Below are 19,590 nucleotides of genomic sequence, written 5' to 3'. Positions count from 1 at the left end.
GTCGCGCCCTGTGGATGACGCTGGCGCTCACACCACCAGGGACGGCCACGGCCACCGCCGCACCCGGTACGGCAGCCACCAGGCGAGTTCACCGACGATGCCAGCCAGTCCCTCCTCGAGGAACGCGGTCAGGATCGGCGCGGGAACGGCCTCGGCCGGCGCGCCGTCGAGCAGCGTGCCGACGGCCGCGATGTAGTCCGGGTCGTCGATGGTGAACCGGGCCAGCGAACCCGCCCTACGGTCGCGCACCTGGATGAAGCCCGGGCCCTGCCGGTAGACGCACTTGCACAGGTAGAACGTCTGGCGCCAGTCGCCGAGCGCCGCGTCGGCGTCCGGGTGCCCGACCATCGCCTTCGGCGGGTACAGGTGATTGAGCCGCCGCCACATGTCGGGGTCGTCGAAGTGGGCCACCCAGTCGACCGCGATGCCCCAGCTGGTCAGCTCGCGCAGCAGGATCATGGCCTGCACCAGGCCAGCCGGGTCGGTGTTCCGGGTCAGGTCCACCGGGTCGCTCAGCGCCGCCCGGCGCACGCCGCCGTGGTACAGCCCGGCGACCGTGGCCGCCGCGTCGGTCCAGCCGGCCGGGCCGGGCCTGCGCATGCCCATGACGATCCCGGGCATGTTCAGCAGGGCGTCGTCGTGGTCGCGCCACAGGGTCAGCACCTGCGGCTCGATGTTCGCCAGTGGTTTCACACCGCCACCTCCTCGAGCTCCGGTTCGGCGATGGCGATCCGGATCAGTTCCTGATTGCCCGCCACGGGTACGACATGCACGAACTGGCCGGCGTCGGTGAACAGCAGGCCCAGCCGGACCCACCGGTCGAGCAGGTCGGCGACGGCCGCTTCGGTCACGCGCGCCGGATCGGCGCCGTCCGCCGCCAGCTTCTGGGCCAGCACCGCCGGGCGGTGCGGCTGGTCGAGCAGCCGGAACGCGGCCACCTCGACCGGGTCCTCCAGCCGCAGGACCGACCAGTCGAACGACCGTCGCCGGCTGACCAGAACGATCTCAGTGCCCAGGTCTACATAGGACAGGCGACTGAGGTGGTACTCGCGTTGCCAGCGATCGACCGCCGCCCGCAGCCGGTCACCCAGCCGCTCGTCGATGCCCTGCGGCGCCGCCTCGAAGATGTAGGCCAGGCCGAGCAGCTCCTCCTCCGGCAGGTCGTAGTTCAGCCGGTACTGCCGGGCCGGGCGCAACTCGCCGAAGCCGAGCTCCGGCTTGTTGAAGTACGGGCTGAACCGCTCGATCGCGATCCGGTACACGCCGTCGAGCGGCGGCAGGTGGTGCAGCGCCGGGAACTGCTCGACGATCGGCTCGTAGTCCTCGGGCGTCTCGCCGGGGAACCCGTACAGGTAGTTCCAGGCCACGCTCAGCCCGGCGGTCGCCGCGTCGCGCAGCATCCGCACGTTCTGGCAGCCGGTGACGCCCTTGTCCATGATCTTCAGGACGCGGGTACTCAGGCTCTCGATGCCGGGCTGGACGTTGACCAGGCCCGCCTGGGCGAGTGTGGTCAGCTGCCCGAGCCGCATGTTCGACTTGATCTCGTACTGGAGCCGCAGGTCGTACCCGCTCTCGATGAGCATCGGCAGCAGGGACGTCACATAGTTCATGTCGAGGATGTTGTCGACGACGAACATGTCGAGGACGCGGTGCCGTCGCACCAGGTCGAAGATCTCGTCGCGGAACACGGATGGGCTCTTGCTGCGGAACTCCATGAACGAGCCGTTGAGCCCGCAGAACGTGCAGTGGTGCTTCTGCCCCCACCAGCAGCCGCGGGCGCCCTCGACGACGAGTTTCGGCTCGACCCAGTCGCGGGCGACCGACCTGTCGAGGCGGTCGAAGTAGCCGTCGTAGTTGGGGCCCACGATCGCCGCCGGCGGCAGCGGGCGGGCACTCATCGCGTTGACGGCCGACGTGCCGTCCGGGCGCCGCCAGCACAGCCCCGGGACGGCGCCGAGGGTCCCGTCACCGGCCAGCGCCCGCAGCATCTCGGGGAACGCGGCCTCGCCCTCACCACGCGCGACAAGGTCGACGAAGGGAAAGTTGCGGTGGATCGCGGCGCCCTGCTCGCCGTCGCAGTTCGCGCCGCCGAGGACGGTCGTGACGTGCGGCGCCGCCGCCTTCACCGCCCGCGCCGTCGCCAGCGCCGCGGCGTTCTGCTGATACGTCGAGGTGAATCCGACGACGTCCGGGGCGAACCCCAGGATCTGCTCGGTGAGGTGGGCGATGAACTCGGGTGAGCGCCGATGCAGGCGGACGGTCGCGTCCAGCCTCGGTCCGCGGAACGAGGCCTGCGCGGTGAACTCCTCGACGCGCCACTCCGGTACGCCGTGCAGGGCCGAGGTGAAGACCCAGTCGCCGACGCCGGCGAAGTACGTCTCCAGCGAGTAGTAGTGGTAGTCGCCGACGCCGAAGGCGTCCTCCCGCTCGGCGATCCAGTCGACGTACTCGAGGTTGCCGTGCAGCACCTCGATTTCGGCGTCGGGCAGCGCGCGGCTCGCGGCATTACGCAGGATGCCCAGTCCGAGCGACGGGACGTCGATCAACGCCCACGGCATGTTGACGAGGAGGATTCGCATGGCGGGCTCCTGCTCCGGTCGGGCCACGGCGGCTGCCGCTGGCGGTAAGGGGGTTGCGTGAGCCGGCGATATGGGGCGCCGGCTCACGCCGCCGGGTTGCTACTTGGCGCTGACGTGGATGTGGATGTGGACGTCGCGGCCCTGCTCGCGGCTGACACCGAGCGGGTCGTTGCGGACGACGGTCTTGTTCATGTGTGGCTCACCTCCTCCCCACCCTGGTAAGTCGGGCTGCGCGCCTGCCGACGCGCCGGTCAGGCGGCGGGTCAGAACTCGATCACGATCTGGATCATGATGTCGACGCCCCGGTTGCGCTCACCGCTGAGACCCAGCGGGTCACTCAGCACGACGGTCTTCGTCACAGCTCCACCTCCTCTCGCCACGTGTACCGTCCGGACAGCGGGATACCGCCGCCGGTCACTGGTGCGGTCGCTTCAGCCGCCCACCGCGGCCGGCGCCTGCTCCGGCTGGCCACCGGCGGCCAGCCCGAGGTGCCGCACCACGGCGGAGAGGATGCCGACCCGGCCGGAGACGTCGTAGGCGTCGTGACCGTGGCCGGTCCAGAGCACCTCGATGTCGTCGTGCCCGTGCCGCCGCACCTCGTCGGCGTACCTGCTGATCTGCGCCGGTGGACACTTCACGTCGTCCCGGCCGGCGACGATCAGCACCGGTGCCCGCACCGCCTTCGCGTAGGTGGCCGGCGACGCCCGCCGGTAGGCGTCGGGCATCTCGTCCGGGGTACCGCCGAACAGGCGCACGTCGAGGGCCCGGACGGCCGGTGTGGTGTCGCGGAAGGCGAGGGCGTAGTCGGCGATCGGGTTCACCGCCGCGACCCCGCACCACAGCTCGGGCCGGGTGCCCGCCGCGAGCAGCGCCAGGTAGCCGCCCCACGACTCCCCCGCGACGCAGACCCGCGCGGGGTCGACCGTCCCGCTGTCGACGAGGTACCGGTGCACGGCCTCGATGTCGGCCACCTGCGTGTGCCCGACGCCGGCGTCGAACGCCGTCCGCCACGCCGCGCCGTACCCGGGGCAGCCGCGGTAGTTGAGGCGCACGACCGTGAAGCCGATGTTCCGCAGTAGTTCGACCGCCGGATCGTAGGCGTCCATGGCGGCGCGGAACGGGCCACCGTGCAGCAGGAACACGGCCGGCCGGGGGCCCGCCGCGGCGGCCGGGGTCAGCAGCACGTGCACCGGTCCGCCGGGCCCGGGTACCCACAGGTCCGTGTCGGGCTCCCGATGCGTCCGGCCACCGGCCCCGCCCGCGCCAGCCGCGTGGGTCGGCGGATCGGTGCGGATCTCGGGTGCCCGGCCACCGCGTGTCCACACGTAACGCAAGATGCCGTCCGGCTGGGCCGCCGCGTCCAGGACGCTGCCTGTCTCGGTCGGTACGGTCCGGCGGCTGCCGTCCGCCGGGTCCAGCGCGATCAGTACGCTGCGCGCGTGCCGGTGCTGGCGCACCAGCAGGCGACCGCCGTCCGGAAACCAGCTGGCGGTTATCTCGGTGTCGAACCCGGGCCCGGGCACGGCGACGAGCCCGCCGGCGGACGTCCACACCGCCGGCCGGTACACCCCGTCCCTTTCGAACACGCACAGGAACGCCGCCGGTCCCGAAACCGGCCGGAACCCCAGGCCCCACACCCGGGCACCGGTACCGGAAAGAACCGCGGTGGTGCCGCCGTCCGGGCGCAGGATCCGTACGGCGTCGGGCGCGTCCGGCTCGGTGGAGACGGCGAGCAGGTCGCCGTCCGCCGACACGTCGGTCAGTTCGGCGTGCCCGGCGATCCGGGCCACCTGCCGGGGTTGGGCGCCGGGGGCACGCAGGTACACCAGCACGTGGTCGCCGTCGCCGAGACCGGCCGCGACGGTGCCGTCGAGCGCCATCGCCAGCCCGGCCGGCCGGCCGCTGGCGGTCCCCGGTAACGCGTCGGTGTCCGGACCGCCGGTGAACGGCTGGACCCGCCAGCGGCCGACGCCGTGCGCGTCGTCGTCGAACCACCAGACCCGCCCGCCGTCCGGTTCGATCGCGTACCGGGCCGTACCCTGCGGCCGGTCGGTGACCGGCCGGCGCCCGCCGGTGCGGCTGTCGATGGCGAACGCCTGGCAGGTGCCGTTCAGGTCGCCGAGGGTGACGGCACGGTGCGGGCACCGTTCGGCGACCGACGGCAGCTCCGGCACGACGAGGCGGATGCTCACTTCCACGGCTCAGCCCTTCAGGTCTGTCGTCGCAACGGTGGCGAGCTCGGGTTCCGGCGGCGGCGCGGGCGGCGGCGTGACGTGGTGGCGGTTGCGGGTGGCGTACCAGGCCAGCGCCGCGAGGCCGGCGCCGAACAGCGCCGCGACCAGCAACGGCGCCGTCACCGCGACGAGGAAGCCGGCCAGCAGCGGCGCGAACGCGGCGGCGCCTTCGCTGACCGTGCTGAGGACGGTTCCGATCCGGCCCTGCATGCCGTCCGGGATGATCATGATCGCGCGGGTGGTGAGCACCACGCTCAACGCCGGGCTGATCAACGCGACCGCACTGAGCACCAGCGCGAACTGCCACGTCGACTCGACCAGCGCGAGCGAGATCACCACGGCCACCAGCAGCCAGGACGCGCCCGCCACCAGCCGGTCGCCACTCACTACCGACATGATCCGCGGGGTCAGCAGCGAGCCGACGAGACCGACCGCGCCGGACACCATGAGGATCAGGCCGATCGACGCCGCCGACGCGCCGTTCATCCGGGCGACGAGGACGACGTGGAAGTACAGGGCGGCGAGCGCGAGGTTGATGCCGCCCGCCCAGATGACCACGAACCGCAGGAACGGCTGCTGGAACACGAACCGTACGCCCGCCACAAGATCGGCGCGGAAGCCGCTCGACCCGTCCGGCCCCGGCCGGCGATCCGGGCCGAGATCCGCCCGGACCAGCCGGACCAACCCGGCGCTCACGAGGTAGGAGATCGTGTCGAACAGGAACGGCGCCGCCGGCGCGAGCTGGTACAGGCCGCCGCCGATCCCCGGACCGACCAGCTCAGCGCCCTGACCGCGGGCGCGCAGCGAGGCCACCGCCCGCTCCGGGCGCTCCGCCGGCAGGACTCGGCGCAGCGCGGCGGCGCTCGCCGCGGCGTACCAGCCCGCCGCCGCACCCTGGACGATCGCGGCGCCAAGCAGAGCGGGCCAGGTCATCGTGCCGGTGGCGACCCCGATGGCGATCACGCCCGTCGCGGCGGCCGCGACGACCGCGGCCGCGCTGAGCTGGGTGCGCCGCGAGAAACGGTCGGCGTACACCCCCGCGAAGGGACCGACGCCGAACCGGGCCAGGGCGCCGAACGTCCCTACCAGACCGGCCTCGACGGGACCGCCGCCCACCGCGAGCACGAGCACAGGCGTCACAAGGCTGGACGCGTGCGACCCGAGTTGGTCGGCCGCCCCGGCGACCCAGAACAACCGGAAATCCCGCGATGCCTTGTGCATGCATGCTCCTCCAGAGTTGTTGGACGGCAGCCGGTTCATCGTGGCGACAGCGACTGGACCGGCCACTGGAGTACCGGCTGACCGGCAACCGGTGCGCGGTATAGCGGGCGGTCCAGGGCCGGGCCGTACGGTGCCTGCCAAGACCACGGGGAGGAAACGTGAACCGAACCATCACCAGGGATCAGCTGGACAAGTCGATCCGGCGCGCGGCCGCGGGCGCCGGCACCAAGGCGTCGGCCAAAGGAACGCGAACGATCTTCATCGGCCTGATCCTCATGAACTAGACGTCGTCACGTCGAGAAAGGTGGGCCGGCATGGACCACACCGAAGACCGCACCTGGTGCCCCAGCGCGCCCGCCGACCGGCCGGAGGCCGTCCTGCTCGGTGTCCATGCCGGCTCCGACGGTCTCAGCTACCTGAACGAGCCGGTGCCGGCCGCGGAGGCGCTCGCCCTGGTCCCGGAGGGCGTCGAGGCGACAAGCATCATGCGGTTCGCGGCGCACTGCACGCAAAAGTGCGGCCACCACACGGGCACCGGATGCGGGCTGGTGACAAAGGTGGCGCTCGCCGCGCCCACCGTCCCCGGCCACACACTCCCCCGCTGCCACCTGCGCGGCCAATGCCAGTGGTGGCGGCAGACCGGGGTCACGGCGTGCCGCCGCTGCCCGCTGGTGCGTACGGAGCTGGCCGAGACACAGGCCGACGACCTGACCCACAAGCTGGCCGACCCGGCCGTCGGGCCGCACGACCTGCCAACCTGAGAGGGCCCCCGCGCCCGCGGGAGCCCTCCGCCGCGCTTCAGGCCGCGCCGGCCGGGTGGGGAGTCGGGCGGTAGACGAGCTCTTGGGTGTGGCCGTCGAGGGTCCGGCTCTCGATCAGCTCCAGGTCGAAGTCGCCCGCGCCGCCCAGGATCGGGCTCGTGCCGGTCCGTCCGGAGATGACGGGAAAGATCGTCACCTGGAGGCGGTCGACCAGCCCGGCGGCCATCAGTGCCCAGTTCAGCGACAAGCTTGCCTGGGACCGCAGCGGCACGTCCGACTGCTCCTTGAGCCGGGCGACGATGTCCACGGCGTCGCCGCTTACGATCGTCGCGTCCGGCCAGCCGAGCGTGTCGCGCAGCGTGGACGAGATCACCGTCGCCGGCATGCGCATCGTCCTGACGTTCCACTCGTCGAGCGCGTGGGGGTCGATGCCCGAGGACATGATCTGCGCGTTCTCCCGGAAGGTGGTGGCGCCGAACACCATCCGCTGCTCGGTATCGAAGATGGCGGCGCGGTGTTCGAGCAGCTCGGGGCCCTGCTTGCCCCAATAGCCGCCCCAGTCGGCGCCCTCGGCGAAGGAGCCGTAGCCGTCGAGGGTGGAGAAGACGTCCCAGGTGTAGATGGCGGTCATGACAATCCCTTTCTGCTTCGCGGTCATGAGTGCGTTCACCCCTTCCACGAAGGGCTCACCCCGAATCCGACACTTCTTCCAAAGAAACCTCCACGGAACCTGGCTGCGGTCGGCTCGCGTCAGCGGCGGACCGTATCTCCCGCGGGCACCGTTCCCGGCCGGCGGCTCGCAGCGCTCGCCGAAACCCTGTTGCTTTCCCGGATCGCCGATCCGGGAAAAGGCATTGTGGACAAACGTCGACCCACCGGCGCGACCAGCGGCGGACGGGTGAGGCCGCGGGAGCAGCGGTCTGGACCACGACGCACATCGCGGTAGCTCAAATCTCTGTCCAAATAGGGGGGTCGAGCCACCCCGACTCCGAAAGGTCTCTAGCAAGATCCACGATTCGGCGAAGGTGTGCGTCGCGGCGACCGAAGTACGACATCTGTCTCCCACCATCGGCCGGGCGGAGTCCGGCCCATGTCGCGATGAGCTGCCGCCCCCGCTCCGTCACGCTCGTGGCATGACGGCCGGGACCGCCCGGTCCGGAAATGAGGGGGACGCGATGTTTACCGAGTCGCAGCAGCGCACCGCGGCCAGGGTCGCGGGGTTGATGTTACTGCTGCTGATGGCAGCCGGGTTCTTTTCGCAGGTCTTCGTTCCGGCCAGCCTGATCGTGGCTGACGACGCCGCGGCGACCGCACACAACATCGTGGAATCGCAACGACTCTTTCGCGTCGGCGTGTCCCTCGACGTGCTCATCTTCGCCGGTGACATCGTCATGGCGGTCGCCCTGTACGTGCTGCTCCGGTCGGTGAATCCGGGCCTCGCCATGCTCGCGACGCTCTGGCGGACAGCACAAGCGGCGATCATGATCGCGAATACGGTCGCGTTCCTGTCGGTGCCGGCCATGCTCACCGATCCCGACAACGCCGGAAGGCTCGACACCGGCCAGCTCGAGGCTCTGGCCAACGCGTACATCGGCGTGCACACCACGGGTTTCGGCGTCGGGCTGGTCCTGCTCGGCCTCGGCAACGGCGTCTTCAGCTACCTGCTGTTCAAGTCGCGGTACGTACCAAGGGCGCTGGCCGCGTGGGGCGTGTTCGCCAACCTGGTCCTGGTGACTATCACCATGGCGGTCAGCATCTTCCCGGGCGCCGAGGACAACGCTGTTGTCGCGATCGGTCGTTACGTGCCCATTTTCTTCTTCGAGGTGCTCCTCGGCGGGTGGCTTCTGTTCCGGGGTGCCCGGCTGTCCCAGGCCGCCGCACTCCGCTGATCGCCCGCACCGGCCCCCGCACTCGTACCGCCGTGAGTTCAGGCGCCGGCGCCGCCGTCGACGGGCACGATCGCGCCGGTGACCATCGAGGCTCGGTCGCTGAGCAGCCAGGCGGCGACCTCGGCGACCTCGCGCGGCTCCGCCATCCGGCCGAGCGGGATCGAGGCGTTGATCTGCTTGACGATGCCGGGAGTGGCGGCCTCCCACGCGTCGATCATCGCGGTGGCGGTGCCGCCCGGGGTGATGCCGTTGACCCGTACACCGTGTGGGGCCCAGGTCACGGCGGCGGTCTCGGTGATGCTGTTGAGTGCCCGCTTCATGGCGCCGTACGCGGGCAGGGCCGGGTTCGCGCGGCGGCTGCCGATGCTGGACGTGTTGACGATCGCTCCGCCACCGGTGCGGCGCATGAGCGCGGCCTCCGCGGTCATGGCGGTCCAGTGGGCGCGGAAGTTCACGGCGAACTGCTCGTCGATGTCGTCGTCGCTGGTGGTGTCGAGTGGGCCGGGCCGGTGTTGGATTGCCGCGCCGTTGTTGAAGGCGCCGTCGAGCCGGCCGTGCAGCTGCTCGACCCGGTCGACAGCCGCGCGGATGCTCGCCCGGTCGGCGAGGTCCAGGGCGACCGCGTCGGCGACGCCGCCGTCGGCGCGGACCTCGGCGACGAGGCGGTCGAGGGCGTCGGTGCTACGGGCGGCGAGCACGACGGCGGCGCCTTCCCGGGCGAAGAGCCGGGCCGCGGCCGCGCCGATGCCGCGGCTCGCGCCGGTGATGAATACGACCTTGCCGGTGAGCAGACCGGCGGCGGTGGTGTCGAGACGGTTTGTCATGCCGATAGCGTCGCCGCGCTCGGGATCCGGATGCAGGCACAGACGGTACCAGGATCGCCGCCGCGCGAACGCGCAAACTTGGCGTATGGACAAGCAGGAGCTCGGGCGGTTTCTCCGCAGTAGACGCGAGCGGCTGCGGCCGCAGGACGTCGGCCTCGCTCCGGGTCCGCGACGCCGGACTCCGGGCCTTCGGCGGGAAGAGATCGCCGTCCTCGCGCACATCTCGACCGAGTACTACGTCCGGCTGGAGCAGGGCAGGGCACCCCGCCCGTCAGGCGAGGTGCTCGCCGGCATCGCCGGCGCGCTGCGGCTCACCGACGCCGAGTCCGACCACCTCCACGTCCTGGCGGGCACCGCACCGATCCGCACCGGCCTGCACCGGCGCGACGTGCGCCCGAGCATCCTCGCGCTGCTCCAGCGCCTCCCGCTGACCGCCGCCATCGTCACGTCCGGGGCGTTCGAGGTGCTCGCCTGGAACGACCTCGCGGCGGCACTCATGGAAGACTTCGGCCGGCTCGCCCAAGCTGACCGCAACCTCGCCCGCCGGGCTTTCCTCGGGCCGCCGGGACCGCGAACGCCGTTGTACGGGGTCTCCGACGGCGCCGAGTTCCGCCACCACGTCGTCATGCGGCTGCGGGTCACCCTCACCCGATACCCGACAGACCCCGCGGTGACCGGCCTCGTCGAGGAACTCCGCGCCGGCAGCCCCGACTTCTCCCGGCTCTGGGAACGCCACGACGTGCAGGGCGCACCGATGCTCACCAAGACGTTCCAGCACCCGGCCGTCGGAGAGATCACCGTCGACTGCGACTCCCTCACCCTCACCGACCGCGACCAACACCTCGTGCTCTACACCGCGCCACCAGGATCCCGCGACGCCGAAGCGCTAGCGCTACTGAACGTCCTGGGAACCGATAGCCTCAAGACCAGCGGAACGCTTTGAGGGGCTGACCGCCAGCGCAGCCAAGGAGCACCGATGCACACCCGAATCCTCGGCCAGGGCCTGCGGGTCTCGGCCATCGGCCTGGGCGCCATGGGCATGTCCCAAAGCTACGGGCCCAACCCCGGCGACCGGGACGCCATGATCGGCGTGTTGCGCGGTGCGGTCGACCGAGGCGTCACCTTCTTCGACACCGCGGAGGTCTACGGCCCGTACGTCAACGAAGAGCTCGTCGGGGAGGCCCTCGCCCCGCTTCGCGACCAGGTCGTCATCGCCACGAAGTTCGGTTGGCGGATCGAAGACGGCCGGTCGGTAGGGCTCGACAGCCGGCCCGGGCAGATCAGGCGGGTCGCCGACGCGTCCCTGCGCCGGCTGCGGGTCGACGCGATCGACCTGTTCTACCAGCACCGCGTCGACCCCGACGTGCCGGTCGAAGACGTCGCGGGCGCCGTCGCCGAGCTCGTCCAGGCCGGGAAGGTGCGCCATTTCGGCCTCTCCGAAGCCGCCGCGGCCACGATCCGCCGCGCGCACGCCGTGCACCCCGTGACCGCGGTGCAGAGCGAGTACTCGCTGTGGACCCGCGACCCCGAGCCGGAGGTGCTGCCCACCTGTGCCGAGCTGGGCATCGGGTTCGTGCCGTTCAGCCCGCTGGGCAAGGGCTTCCTGACCGGCACGGTCACCGCCGCGACCGAGTTCACCCCCGGCGACGTCCGGGCCGGCATTCCGCGGTTCGCCGCCGGCAACCGCGCCGCCAACCTGGCCCTGGTCGAGCACGTCACCGGACTGGCCCGGGCGAAGGGCGTCACGCCAGGTCAGGTCGCCCTCGCCTGGCTGCTCGCCCAGCACCCGCGGATCGTGCCCATCCCCGGCACGCGGCGCCTGGAACGTGTCGAGGAAAACGCCGCCGCCACCGCGGTGCCGCTGTCGGCGGACGAGCTCGCCGACCTCGACGACCTCGCGGCGCGGGTTGGCGTGCGGGGCGACCGGTACAACCAGCACCACATGTCCATGGTCGGCCGGTGATCCGTACACCGGCACCGACGCGCCCGGCTGGTACCGCGCACACAGCGACCCGCTCGTCGCGCCCGCCCTGCGACACATCCAACGACGACCCGGCCCGGCCGTGGACGGTGGCCAGCCTGGCCGCGGCGACCGGAGCATCGCGGGCCGCGTTCGCCCGCCGGTTCACCGCGCGTCGGTGAGGGCGAAGGCGTTGGCGTAGCCGCGGACCTGGCAGTGGACGGCCGGGGATTTCGGCTCGCTCCGGGAGCCGCCGGCCGGGAGCGGTGCCCGCGGGAGCGTACGGTCTGGCACTGACACTCAGGAGTCCTTTGGTGTCAGGGCATCCAGCACGCGTGGCAGCAGCACGGCGTTCCAGGTGTTGTTCAGGATCTCGAGCGCTTTCTTGGTCTTGCCGCCGTCGCGGGCCAGCACTCTCAGGTACGGGTGCTTCACCTCGGTGCCCGCGACGTCTCCCCAGGCGACGGACCTGCGGAAGATCCCTCCCTTGTGGACGCCGTCCGGCGTGAGCCGGAGGCCGGCGAACTCGACTTCCTGCCCCTGCCGCACGCTCCGCACCGCCGCGGAGACCAGGCGCACGCATACACGCGCGTCCACGATTTCCAAGGCTCTGAGCCAATCCGCGCGGTTGCGATCGCGATTGTCGGTGTCGACCCGCCCACCCAACAGGCCTGTGGTGCCTGAGTACAACGAGAACTGGACGTACTTCTTGGCGGCGCTGCCCACGTCGATGGTGTACGTGGTGCCGATGTACGCGCCGTTGACACGCTTGTCCACGGCGCCGTACCTGACCTTGTCGATCTCCGACCAGCGGAGGCTCTTTCCGCCGAGGTCGATAGCGTCTTCGGTGAGGGTGAGCACCAGCCCGTACTTCTTGCCAGGTGCGGTGTCGATCTGTAGCAGGGCGCCTGTCATCGTTGGTCTCCCGGGCGAGCCGTCATGCTTGCGGTGCTGACCGGTCGACCGACCGGCCGAAGGTACGCTAGCACTCGGTCGGTCGACCGACAAGGGGCCGGAGCCGAGATGGATCGCGGCGGATCATCACGGCGCACGCGGGAGTATCGGCGCCCGGCTGGTCGACGAACTCGGCGAAGATCGTGCAGCCGTACGGCGCGCCAGGGATGTCGACCGGGTAACTCACCCAGAACTCACGGCCGGGATGTACGCGGGGCACGTCGGCACCCGGCCCCAGCCGGTCGTCGAGATGGGCGCGGGTGAGGTTGGTCCCGACGAGCCGCGCCTCCAGCCGGGAGAACTCGCCCGCGCGTTCGACCAACCTCAGCTCACTGCTCCCGGGCGGCGGTGGTTCTACCCGGACCGCGTCGACGAATGGCACCACCGTGCCGGGCACGCCGAGCTCGAAGAGCAGCTCGGCCGGGTCGGTCGTCGACGCCACGCAGACGCGCACGCCCCACTCCGCGACACGGTTGGCGTCGACCGACCGCTCGAGGAGGACGCCGCTGTCGGTCACCTGGTCCGCGTACCTCAGGTTGTCGACGTCGTACGACCATTCGGCGTCGAGGGCCTCCGCCGCTCGACGCACACCCGCGAGGAAGCGGTTGAGGCGAGGGGTGTGCCGTTCGGCGAGCGGACTGTTGTCGTAGAAGCGGTAGGCGTCATCGTTGATACCCACGACCCGGGGAAACCAGATGTCGGTGTTCAGTGAGATCGTGATGTAGGGCGGCTTGCTCCGGTAGAGCGAACCCGGACCGGAGACGGATACCGCGGGTACGTGTGGCACGTGCGAAAGCTCCGGCCGGAGCGAAAGCAGCTCGGCGCCCACGTCGGCTACGCGCCGCTCCTCCACGCCGGCCGGGCCGAATACGCTGACGCGGGAGATGTCCTCGCGGCTGCCGAGTTCGACAAGTGCGTCGGCGAATGCCAGCAGCTTCGCCGGCGACTGCCGCAACCGCGGCGGAAACTCGGCGTACCACGTGACAAGGCTGTTCTTGTAGGTGCCCCAATGGTTGTTCGTGGTCACGGCGTCCTGATCGGGTGGAGGCCTCGGCTGGCCGCGCCGCCGGCCGGTGACGGGAGTTCAGGTGATGCTTCGGCGGCGATAGCTGGGGCCGTTGATGTCGACGACGGTGCAGTGGTGCAGAAGGCGGTCGAGGATGGCGGTCGCGAGGGCTTCGTCGCCGAAGACGTGTCCCCAGTCGTGGAAGCCGCGGTTGGAGGTGAGGATCGTGGCACCCTTCTCGTACCGCCGGGACAACACGTCGAAGATGAGCGCGGCTTCGGCGTGGGCGAAGGGCTGGTAGCCGACCTCGTCGATGACGAGCAGGTCGGGGCGCAGGTAGGGACTCAGGTCGCAAGCCAGCCGGCTGCCGTTCGCACTGCCCGCCTTGAGCTGGCGGGCCATGTCGTCCACGGTGGTGAAGGAGACCGTGTACCCGGCGCGGCAGGCCGCGACGGCGAGGCCGACGGCGATATGGGTCTTACCGACGCCGGGCGGGCCGAGCAGGGCGACGTTGGCCTTCGCGGGGATGAACGCGAGTGTGGTGAGCTCGCGGACCCGTTGCTCGTCAAGGTCGGGCTGGTACGTGAAGTCGAAGTCATCGAGGGTCTTGTGGTGTGGCAGCCTGGCTCGCCGCAGGGCGGTGCGGAAGCGGCGTTCGCCGCGTGCGGCGAGCTCTTCGGCCAGCACCATGTCGAGGAAATCAAGGTGTCCCATGGCCTCGGCGCTGGCGTAGGCGGTGTGGCGTTCCAGAGTCTCGGCCAGGTGCGGCAGGCCGAGCCGCACGGCGGCCGACCGGATGCGAGCTACGGGTGTCATGCCGGCTGGCATCGATCCCGCCGCGGCCTCGAACACAGTCATGAACCATTTCCTCCCCCTGAAGCCCCGGGCCAAGCCCCCTGACCCGCCCTACACGGTGACGGCGCACCGCAGGCTCGAACAGGGTGGAGTGCCGACCTGGAACGGCGCTGAAACGGCGCTGAAACGAGAGTTGCCCTCACACTTCGCGCAGCTTGACGCGCACGTCCTCGGCGTCCGGATGGTCGAGTTTCGTGAGCGTGTGCAGCGCCTCTTGCCAGGCACGACGAGCGTCCTCGGGCTGCCCCGCGTCCTGGTACGTGTCGCCCAGGTCGGCGAGGGTCACCGCCTCGTTGTACGCGTCCACGAGCTCCCGGTACAGGTCGACAGCGTGCTGATAGCAACTGACCGCCTGCTGATGGTGGCCGAGGTGCCGGTGCGCGTACCCGAGGCTGTCCCAGGCGCCGGCCTGGCCGAGGCGGTCGTCGAGTTTCTGGCAGAGCGCCAGCGCCTGTTCACAGTGGACCAGCGCCTGCCGATGGTCGCCGATCTGGGCGTGGAACCAGCCCAGATCGTTGAGGAATCGAGCCTTGTGGACCTGGTCGGCGCCGCCCTCGACGAGGGAGAGGGCACGCTTCATGCGGTGCAGGCCGTCGGCTGGGCGGCCCTGCCGCTCGGCGATCCAGGCCAGGCCTTCGAGGGCGACGGCTTGGCCGAGGCGGTCGTCGACCTGTCCGAACAGGTCCTGGGCCTCCCACAGATAGGGCTCCGCCTCCTCGAACCGGCCGGCACGAGAGTGCCCGAGACCGAGGCCGTAGAGGGCGTGTGCCTGACCCTTCCGATCGGCCTGCCGCCGAGCGGCGGCCAGCGCCGCGTCGTGTGCGACCGTATGGTGCGGCCAGAGTCCCTGTCGCAGCGAGTAGGTGGTGAGGGTCCAGGCCAATTGCCAGGGGTACGACTCGAAGCCGGCCTCCGCGGCCCATTCGACGGCGGACAGCAGGACGGCGTGCTCCGCCGCGAACCAGGACAGCGCGGCGTCGTGGTCGGCGGGTGGCTCGACGACGACATCCGGTTGGATCGGTGCCGGGCTGATCGGCACCAGAAACGGGTCCAGGATCACGGCGGCCGCGTGTGCCGAGTGCAGGTAGTGGTCGAGCGTCCGGTGCACCGCCGCCCGACGGTCGCGTTCATCGTCGATTGCTCTGGCCTGGGTCACGGCGTAGGCGCGGAGCAGGTCGTGGAAGGCGAAGCGGCCAACCGCGTGCTCAGCGAGCAGGTGTGCACCGGTCAGTTCGAACAGCATGGACCGGGCCTGCTTCGCGGCTACCCGGGCCAGGCTGGCCGCGGCCGCGACGGTGATGTCCGGCCCGCAGTGCAAGCCGAGCAGCCGAAACATCCGCGCCGCGCCAGGGCTCAAGGTGCGGTACGACCACGAGAATATGGCGCCGAGATCGGTGACGTGGTCGCCGCCGTTCAGCGGCTTCAGTGCCCCGGCGGCGTCGCGCAGCTCCGCAGCCAGCGCGGACAACGGCAGGTGTGGTCGGCTCGCGGCGCGCGCACCGGCGATGGCCAGTGCCAGCGGCAGGCACGCACAGCGGTCGACGATCTCGTCTACCGCCTCCGGTTCGGCCGCCGCTCGCCTGTCGCCGACGCGGCGGGTGAGCAATTCGCGCGCCTGGTCGCGGGTCAGCAGGTGCAGCGTCAACAGGTGGGCGCCCTCGGTGGCGACGAGGCCGACGAGCAAATCGCGGCTGGTCACGACCACCATGCATCCCGCCGCGCCCGGCAGCAGCGGCCGTACCTGGGCGTCGTCGCGGGCGTTGTCCAGCACGACGAGCACCCGCTTGCCAGCGAGCGCGCTGCGATAGAGAGCGGCCTGGTCGTCCAGGCCGGCGGGGATCCGTTGGGCCGGCAGCCCGAGCGCCTCCAGGAACGACCGCAACGCCACGGCGGGGTCCAGCGCCGACCCGGCTGGATCGAACCCGCGCAGATTCACGTACAACTGACCGTCGGGAAACCGCGGGGCGGCGCGGTGCGCCCAGTGCAACGCCAGCGCGGTCTTGCCGATGCCGGCCGTCCCGGACAGCACCGCGACCGCCATCGTCCCACGATCCGATGCCGCGTCACCGGGTTCTGACAGGATCTCGTCCAGGTGTGCGAGCTCTGCCTCACGACCGACGAACGTCCGTATTGCCAGAGGCAACTGCGCGGGCGTCGGCCGCGCCGGCGCGGCGGATCCGGTGACGATCGCCTGCGGCGGCAGGTCGAGATCGGTGTCGTGCCGGAGGATGGCGGACTCGAGGTCGCGCAGCGGCGGGCTCGGGTCGATCCCGAGGTCGTCGCGCAGTTCCTGCCGTAGCCGCTGGTACACCGCGAGCGCGTCGGCCTGCCTGCCGGACCGGTACAGGGCGACCATCAGCTGCCCGTGCAGGCTCTCGTGGTACGGCTGTTCCGCGGTCAGGCGCTGGAGCTCGGGCAGGAGTTCGGCGTGCTCGCCCAGCGCCAGGCGGGCTTCCAGCAGCGCGTGCGTCGCCTCCATCTTGAGATGCGTCAGCCGTTCCGCCTGCGCCTCCAGCCAGCTGAGGCCGGCGACGTCCACCAGCGCCGGACCGCGCCAGAGCGCCAGGGCGGCGCGCAGCCGGGCTGCCTTGGTGGACCAGTCCGCCGCCTGTCTGGCTTGTCCAATGAGGACCTCGGCGACACCGACATCGGTCGCGTCGGGGCCGATCTGGAGCATGTAGCCGGGTGAACGCGCCACGATCGCGTCGCGGACGCCGAAGACTCCACGCAGATGCGACACGTGATTCTGTAGGGTGTTCAACGCGGTCGCGGGTGGGTGCTCGTCCCAGATGGCGTGGACCATCTGGTCGACGCTCACCACCGATCCGGCGTGCAGCGCCAAGACGGCGAGCACGCCCTTGCGGCGCAGACCCGAGATCGGTCGCATCATGCCAGCGACGGTCACGTCGACCGGGCCGAGAAGCCTGACCCGCATTCCGAGGCCCCCGTCCGTTCCAGCGTTGGTTCAGCGCCAGGTCAAGGCGCCACCGGCTCGACCACAAATGTCAGATCAGGTCGGCCAGCAGGCTCGCGGCGCGGGCGGCGCCGTCGGTCTCGACCGGGCGGTAGTCGACTTCACGCCCGATCTCGGCGGCTATCGCGCCGGCGATCACGTCGGGTGTCGCGTCGGCGTAGTCGAGGCGCCGCCCCGCGCCGTAGCGGTCGAGCCGGTGCGGCACATGGATGTTCTGCTCGAAGTGGTTGCGCAACGGCACGTAGATGAACGGCCTCCGGTTGGCCGTGAGCTCCATGCACGTCGTAAGTCCACCCTGGACGATGGCGAGGTCGCTGGCGGCGAGGTGCCTGTGCAGGCCGTCGACGTAGCCGTGGACCTCGACGCCCGCCGGCGCGGGCAGGCTGGCCGGGTCGATGCGCGGCCCGGCGACCACGACCATCCGCAGCCCGGGCACCCGCCGCGCCGCCTCCGGGTAGGCGGCGACGACCCGGCGCAACAAGTGGACGCCGACACCTGAGCCACCCACCGTCACGACGCAAACCGGCTCGTCCGGGCGATAGCCGAGGTCGGCGCGGAGCGCGGCGCGGTCCGCGTGCTCGCTCGGGTCGAAGCCCGTCACGTACCCCGGGAAGTGGTAGTGCTTCGCGGTCCACTCGCGGATGCTCGGCAGGTCTGGGCCGAAGCGCTCGTCGACGACGTCGGCCTGGTTGCCCACGAAGACAGCCCGGTCGCGCAGGCGCGGATGGCGGGCGACGTGCTCGAGCATCTCGGCGTTGTAGTCCGCGGTCAGATACGCCTCGCGCTCGCCGCCGTCCGGCATCGGCAGGTTGCCGACGAAGTCGGTCAGCCACGCGTACGCGAAGCGTTTCAGCTCCGGCGCCTCGTGCAGGAAGTGGTCGACGTCCCAGGCCTCGTCGCCGACGATCAGGTCGTACCGCTGCTCGGTCACTACGTCGTGGAACAGCATGAAGTTGGCCAGCAGGATCTCGTCCATGCGGCGGACCGCCTGAAAGCAGTTCAGGTCGTGCTCGACCGCCTCGCGCTCGATGTGCGCCGACTCGTTGGCCAGCCACCGGCTGGCCGGGTGCACGCGCTCGCCGGCCCGGTCGAGTACCCGCGTGACCGGATCCTGGGCCAGCCAGTCGATCTCCACGCCGGGATACTGGCGGCGCAGCTCACGGGCGATCGCCACGTCTCGCCGAGCGTGCCCCAACCCGATCGGGGACGACAGGTACAACACGCGTTTGGGCTTTCGGCCCGGCGACGCGACACTCGGGCGCTGGCGCGCGGACGGCGCGATCCGCTCGACGAACTCGCGGAGGCGCAGGTTTACCGGCACCGGGTGCCGAGCCGGCGGAAGGTGCCCGCTGCCGGCCATCACGACAAGCTCACCACCGGTGAGCTCGGCGAGCCGCCGGCTGCGCGACACCGGACTGATCAGGTCGTCCTCGCCGTGGATCAGCAGCACGGGGCAGCGGACGGCCGCGCACCACCCCTCGACGGTCGCGGCGTCGGGCATGGCCGCGCCGCTGTCCGCGATAAGCACCTCGGCGCTTGTCTGGAGCCCCCAGGCGAGCCCGTCCTCGATCGCCTTCGTCGAGTGCGGCTCCGGAAAACACTGGCCGGCGAAGAACCACAGGAAGTCTTCGTACTGCTCCAACCAGTACCGCCGGTTGTGCTTGGCCCAGTGCGACCGCGGATCGCGGCCACCGGCCGGCACCTGTGAAGGCGCCAACCGCGGCGGCGGGGCCTCGAACGCGGCCTGGGCGGCGGCCCGAGCCGCGGACGGCGTTTCAAGTGACACGGCGGAGCCGACGAGGCCGAGGCCCGCGACGCGGCCGGGATGTTCGGCGGCCAGCTGAAGAGCCCAGTTGGCCGCCTTGGACAGGCCGACCACCACGGCCCGGTCGGTGCCGGTCGCCGCGAGCACCTCCAGCGCGTACCGGACCTGTGCGTCATGCTCGTACGGCTCGGTGCGCGTGGGCCGGTCCGACCGGCCGTTGCCCGGTCCGTCGTAGGTCACCACGCGGTGGTGCCGGGACAGGTAGGCGATCTGCATCTTCCACACGCGCGCGTTCGTGATCGTCCAGGTCGGCAACAGCAGGATCGTCGGCCCACCGTCGCCGTACACCTCGTAGTGGATCTTCAAACCGTCGCACTCTACAAAGCCCTCGCCGTCAGGATCACGTGCTCGCATGTCGCCCCCATCCGCATCAGCCGATCCTAGGCTATCACCTCGGTCGGTCGACCGACAAAGCCGTTAGGATGGCTTGGGTGGTGGGCTGGACGTCCTTGCCGCCCACCCGCACGGTGGGCGTGCCGGTGACGCCGTCCCCGCTGGCCTCGTCGGT

At 71.0% G+C, this 19,590-nt stretch carries 17 protein-coding genes and 1 pseudogene; 6 read left to right on the top strand and 12 right to left on the bottom strand.

What is annotated here, in order from left to right:
- Window positions 1-27: 27 nt before the first annotated feature.
- From ACTMTJ_RS40460 to ACTMTJ_RS40445, 4 genes are all read right to left on the bottom strand, one after another.
- Entirely contained in the window at window positions 28-693 is a 666-nt protein-coding gene (locus ACTMTJ_RS40460; RefSeq protein WP_441224059.1) for a DUF5825 family protein, read from the bottom strand.
- Window positions 690-2,579 carry a RiPP maturation radical SAM C-methyltransferase gene (locus tag ACTMTJ_RS40455; RefSeq protein ID WP_441224058.1) on the bottom strand — a complete coding sequence of 630 codons (1,890 nt, stop codon included), beginning with the start codon at window positions 2,577-2,579 and terminating at the stop codon, window positions 690-692. The genes ACTMTJ_RS40460 and ACTMTJ_RS40455 overlap by 4 nt, the downstream gene beginning before the upstream one ends.
- Window positions 2,580-3,010: 431 nt before the next feature.
- On the bottom strand, window positions 3,011-4,777 hold the full coding sequence (locus ACTMTJ_RS40450) for an alpha/beta fold hydrolase (RefSeq protein ID WP_441224057.1): 1,767 nt from the start codon (window positions 4,775-4,777) through the stop codon (window positions 3,011-3,013).
- 3 nt (window positions 4,778-4,780) lie between these two features.
- The gene (locus ACTMTJ_RS40445) at window positions 4,781-6,034 is read right to left on the bottom strand and encodes an MFS transporter (protein WP_441224056.1); all 1,254 of its coding nucleotides are present in this window, start codon (window positions 6,032-6,034) and stop codon (window positions 4,781-4,783) included.
- A gap of 158 nt (window positions 6,035-6,192) precedes the next feature.
- On the opposite strand from ACTMTJ_RS40445, the gene ACTMTJ_RS40440 reads away from it, so the two are divergent.
- Entirely contained in the window at window positions 6,193-6,318 is a 126-nt protein-coding gene (locus tag ACTMTJ_RS40440; RefSeq protein WP_441224055.1) for a hypothetical protein, read from the top strand.
- A 30-nt stretch (window positions 6,319-6,348) separates the two neighbouring features.
- On the top strand, window positions 6,349-6,795 hold the full coding sequence (locus ACTMTJ_RS40435) for a hypothetical protein (protein ID WP_441224054.1): 447 nt from the start codon (window positions 6,349-6,351) through the stop codon (window positions 6,793-6,795).
- A 37-nt stretch (window positions 6,796-6,832) separates the two neighbouring features.
- Here ACTMTJ_RS40435 and ACTMTJ_RS40430 read toward each other — a convergent pair whose 3' ends face one another.
- Window positions 6,833-7,426 carry a dihydrofolate reductase family protein gene (locus tag ACTMTJ_RS40430; RefSeq protein WP_441224053.1) on the bottom strand — a complete coding sequence of 198 codons (594 nt, stop codon included), beginning with the start codon at window positions 7,424-7,426 and terminating at the stop codon, window positions 6,833-6,835.
- A gap of 502 nt (window positions 7,427-7,928) precedes the next feature.
- Here ACTMTJ_RS40430 and ACTMTJ_RS40425 point away from each other — a divergent pair.
- Window positions 7,929-8,684 (top strand): DUF4386 domain-containing protein, encoded by a 756-nt coding sequence (locus tag ACTMTJ_RS40425; RefSeq protein ID WP_441224052.1) that lies wholly within the window; start codon window positions 7,929-7,931, stop codon window positions 8,682-8,684.
- Window positions 8,685-8,722: 38 nt separating this feature from the next.
- Here the strand turns inward: ACTMTJ_RS40425 and ACTMTJ_RS40420 are convergent, their stop codons facing one another.
- Entirely contained in the window at window positions 8,723-9,508 is a 786-nt protein-coding gene (locus tag ACTMTJ_RS40420) for an SDR family NAD(P)-dependent oxidoreductase (protein ID WP_441224051.1), read from the bottom strand.
- 85 nt (window positions 9,509-9,593) lie between these two features.
- On the opposite strand from ACTMTJ_RS40420, the gene ACTMTJ_RS40415 reads away from it, so the two are divergent.
- The 3 genes and pseudogenes from ACTMTJ_RS40415 to ACTMTJ_RS40405 form a co-directional block, all read left to right on the top strand.
- Complete coding sequence (locus ACTMTJ_RS40415; RefSeq protein ID WP_441224050.1) at window positions 9,594-10,451, top strand: helix-turn-helix transcriptional regulator; 858 nt, start codon at window positions 9,594-9,596, stop codon at window positions 10,449-10,451.
- 33 nt (window positions 10,452-10,484) lie between these two features.
- Window positions 10,485-11,471 (top strand): aldo/keto reductase, encoded by a 987-nt coding sequence (locus tag ACTMTJ_RS40410; RefSeq protein ID WP_441224049.1) that lies wholly within the window; start codon window positions 10,485-10,487, stop codon window positions 11,469-11,471.
- A gap of 10 nt (window positions 11,472-11,481) precedes the next feature.
- Window positions 11,482-11,641: pseudogene (locus ACTMTJ_RS40405) on the top strand (AraC family transcriptional regulator); the annotation flags it as partial.
- Here ACTMTJ_RS40405 and ACTMTJ_RS40400 read toward each other — a convergent pair.
- From ACTMTJ_RS40400 to ACTMTJ_RS40375, 6 genes are all read right to left on the bottom strand, one after another.
- Entirely contained in the window at window positions 11,634-11,768 is a 135-nt protein-coding gene (locus ACTMTJ_RS40400; RefSeq protein WP_441224048.1) for a hypothetical protein, read from the bottom strand. The pseudogene ACTMTJ_RS40405 and the gene ACTMTJ_RS40400 sit on opposite strands and share 8 nt — an antisense overlap.
- Window positions 11,769-12,383, bottom strand: a complete 615-nt coding sequence (locus tag ACTMTJ_RS40395; protein ID WP_441224047.1) for a hypothetical protein — start codon at window positions 12,381-12,383, stop codon at window positions 11,769-11,771. It abuts the gene before it with no gap.
- Between the two features lie 67 nt (window positions 12,384-12,450).
- Window positions 12,451-13,449, bottom strand: coding sequence for a hypothetical protein (locus ACTMTJ_RS40390; RefSeq protein WP_441224046.1), 999 nt, complete (start codon window positions 13,447-13,449; stop codon window positions 12,451-12,453).
- Window positions 13,450-13,506: 57 nt separating this feature from the next.
- Entirely contained in the window at window positions 13,507-14,286 is a 780-nt protein-coding gene (gene istB, locus ACTMTJ_RS40385) for an IS21-like element helper ATPase IstB (RefSeq protein ID WP_441224045.1), read from the bottom strand.
- Window positions 14,287-14,422: 136 nt separating this feature from the next.
- Complete coding sequence (locus ACTMTJ_RS40380) at window positions 14,423-17,173, bottom strand: BTAD domain-containing putative transcriptional regulator (RefSeq protein ID WP_441224044.1); 2,751 nt, start codon at window positions 17,171-17,173, stop codon at window positions 14,423-14,425.
- A gap of 115 nt (window positions 17,174-17,288) precedes the next feature.
- The gene (locus ACTMTJ_RS40375; protein WP_441224043.1) at window positions 17,289-19,388 is read right to left on the bottom strand and encodes an alpha/beta fold hydrolase; all 2,100 of its coding nucleotides are present in this window, start codon (window positions 19,386-19,388) and stop codon (window positions 17,289-17,291) included.
- Between the last annotated feature and the right edge of the window lie 202 nt (window positions 19,389-19,590).

This window comes from Phytohabitans sp. LJ34 (assembly GCF_052068095.1).
GTDB lineage: Bacteria > Actinomycetota > Actinomycetes > Mycobacteriales > Micromonosporaceae > Phytohabitans.
This window is presented reverse-complemented; position numbering and strand designations above follow the sequence as displayed.

What these genes read in the sequence shown, in the direction of transcription:
- ACTMTJ_RS40455 (WP_441224058.1), bottom strand. Translation starts at nt 2,579, where the DNA reads ATGCGAATCCTCCTCGTCAACATGCCGTGGGCGTTGATCGACGTCCCG.
- ACTMTJ_RS40445 (WP_441224056.1), bottom strand. Translation starts at nt 6,034, where the DNA reads ATGCACAAGGCATCGCGGGATTTCCGGTTGTTCTGGGTCGCCGGGGCG.
- ACTMTJ_RS40435 (WP_441224054.1), top strand. Translation starts at nt 6,349, where the DNA reads ATGGACCACACCGAAGACCGCACCTGGTGCCCCAGCGCGCCCGCCGAC.
- ACTMTJ_RS40430 (WP_441224053.1), bottom strand. Translation starts at nt 7,426, where the DNA reads ATGACCGCCATCTACACCTGGGACGTCTTCTCCACCCTCGACGGCTAC.
- ACTMTJ_RS40425 (WP_441224052.1), top strand. Translation starts at nt 7,929, where the DNA reads ATGACGGCCGGGACCGCCCGGTCCGGAAATGAGGGGGACGCGATGTTT.
- ACTMTJ_RS40420 (WP_441224051.1), bottom strand. Translation starts at nt 9,508, where the DNA reads ATGACAAACCGTCTCGACACCACCGCCGCCGGTCTGCTCACCGGCAAG.
- ACTMTJ_RS40415 (WP_441224050.1), top strand. Translation starts at nt 9,594, where the DNA reads ATGGACAAGCAGGAGCTCGGGCGGTTTCTCCGCAGTAGACGCGAGCGG.
- ACTMTJ_RS40410 (WP_441224049.1), top strand. Translation starts at nt 10,485, where the DNA reads ATGCACACCCGAATCCTCGGCCAGGGCCTGCGGGTCTCGGCCATCGGC.
- ACTMTJ_RS40395 (WP_441224047.1), bottom strand. Translation starts at nt 12,383, where the DNA reads ATGACAGGCGCCCTGCTACAGATCGACACCGCACCTGGCAAGAAGTAC.
- istB (WP_441224045.1), bottom strand. Translation starts at nt 14,286, where the DNA reads ATGACTGTGTTCGAGGCCGCGGCGGGATCGATGCCAGCCGGCATGACA.
- ACTMTJ_RS40380 (WP_441224044.1), bottom strand. Translation starts at nt 17,173, where the DNA reads ATGATGCGACCGATCTCGGGTCTGCGCCGCAAGGGCGTGCTCGCCGTC.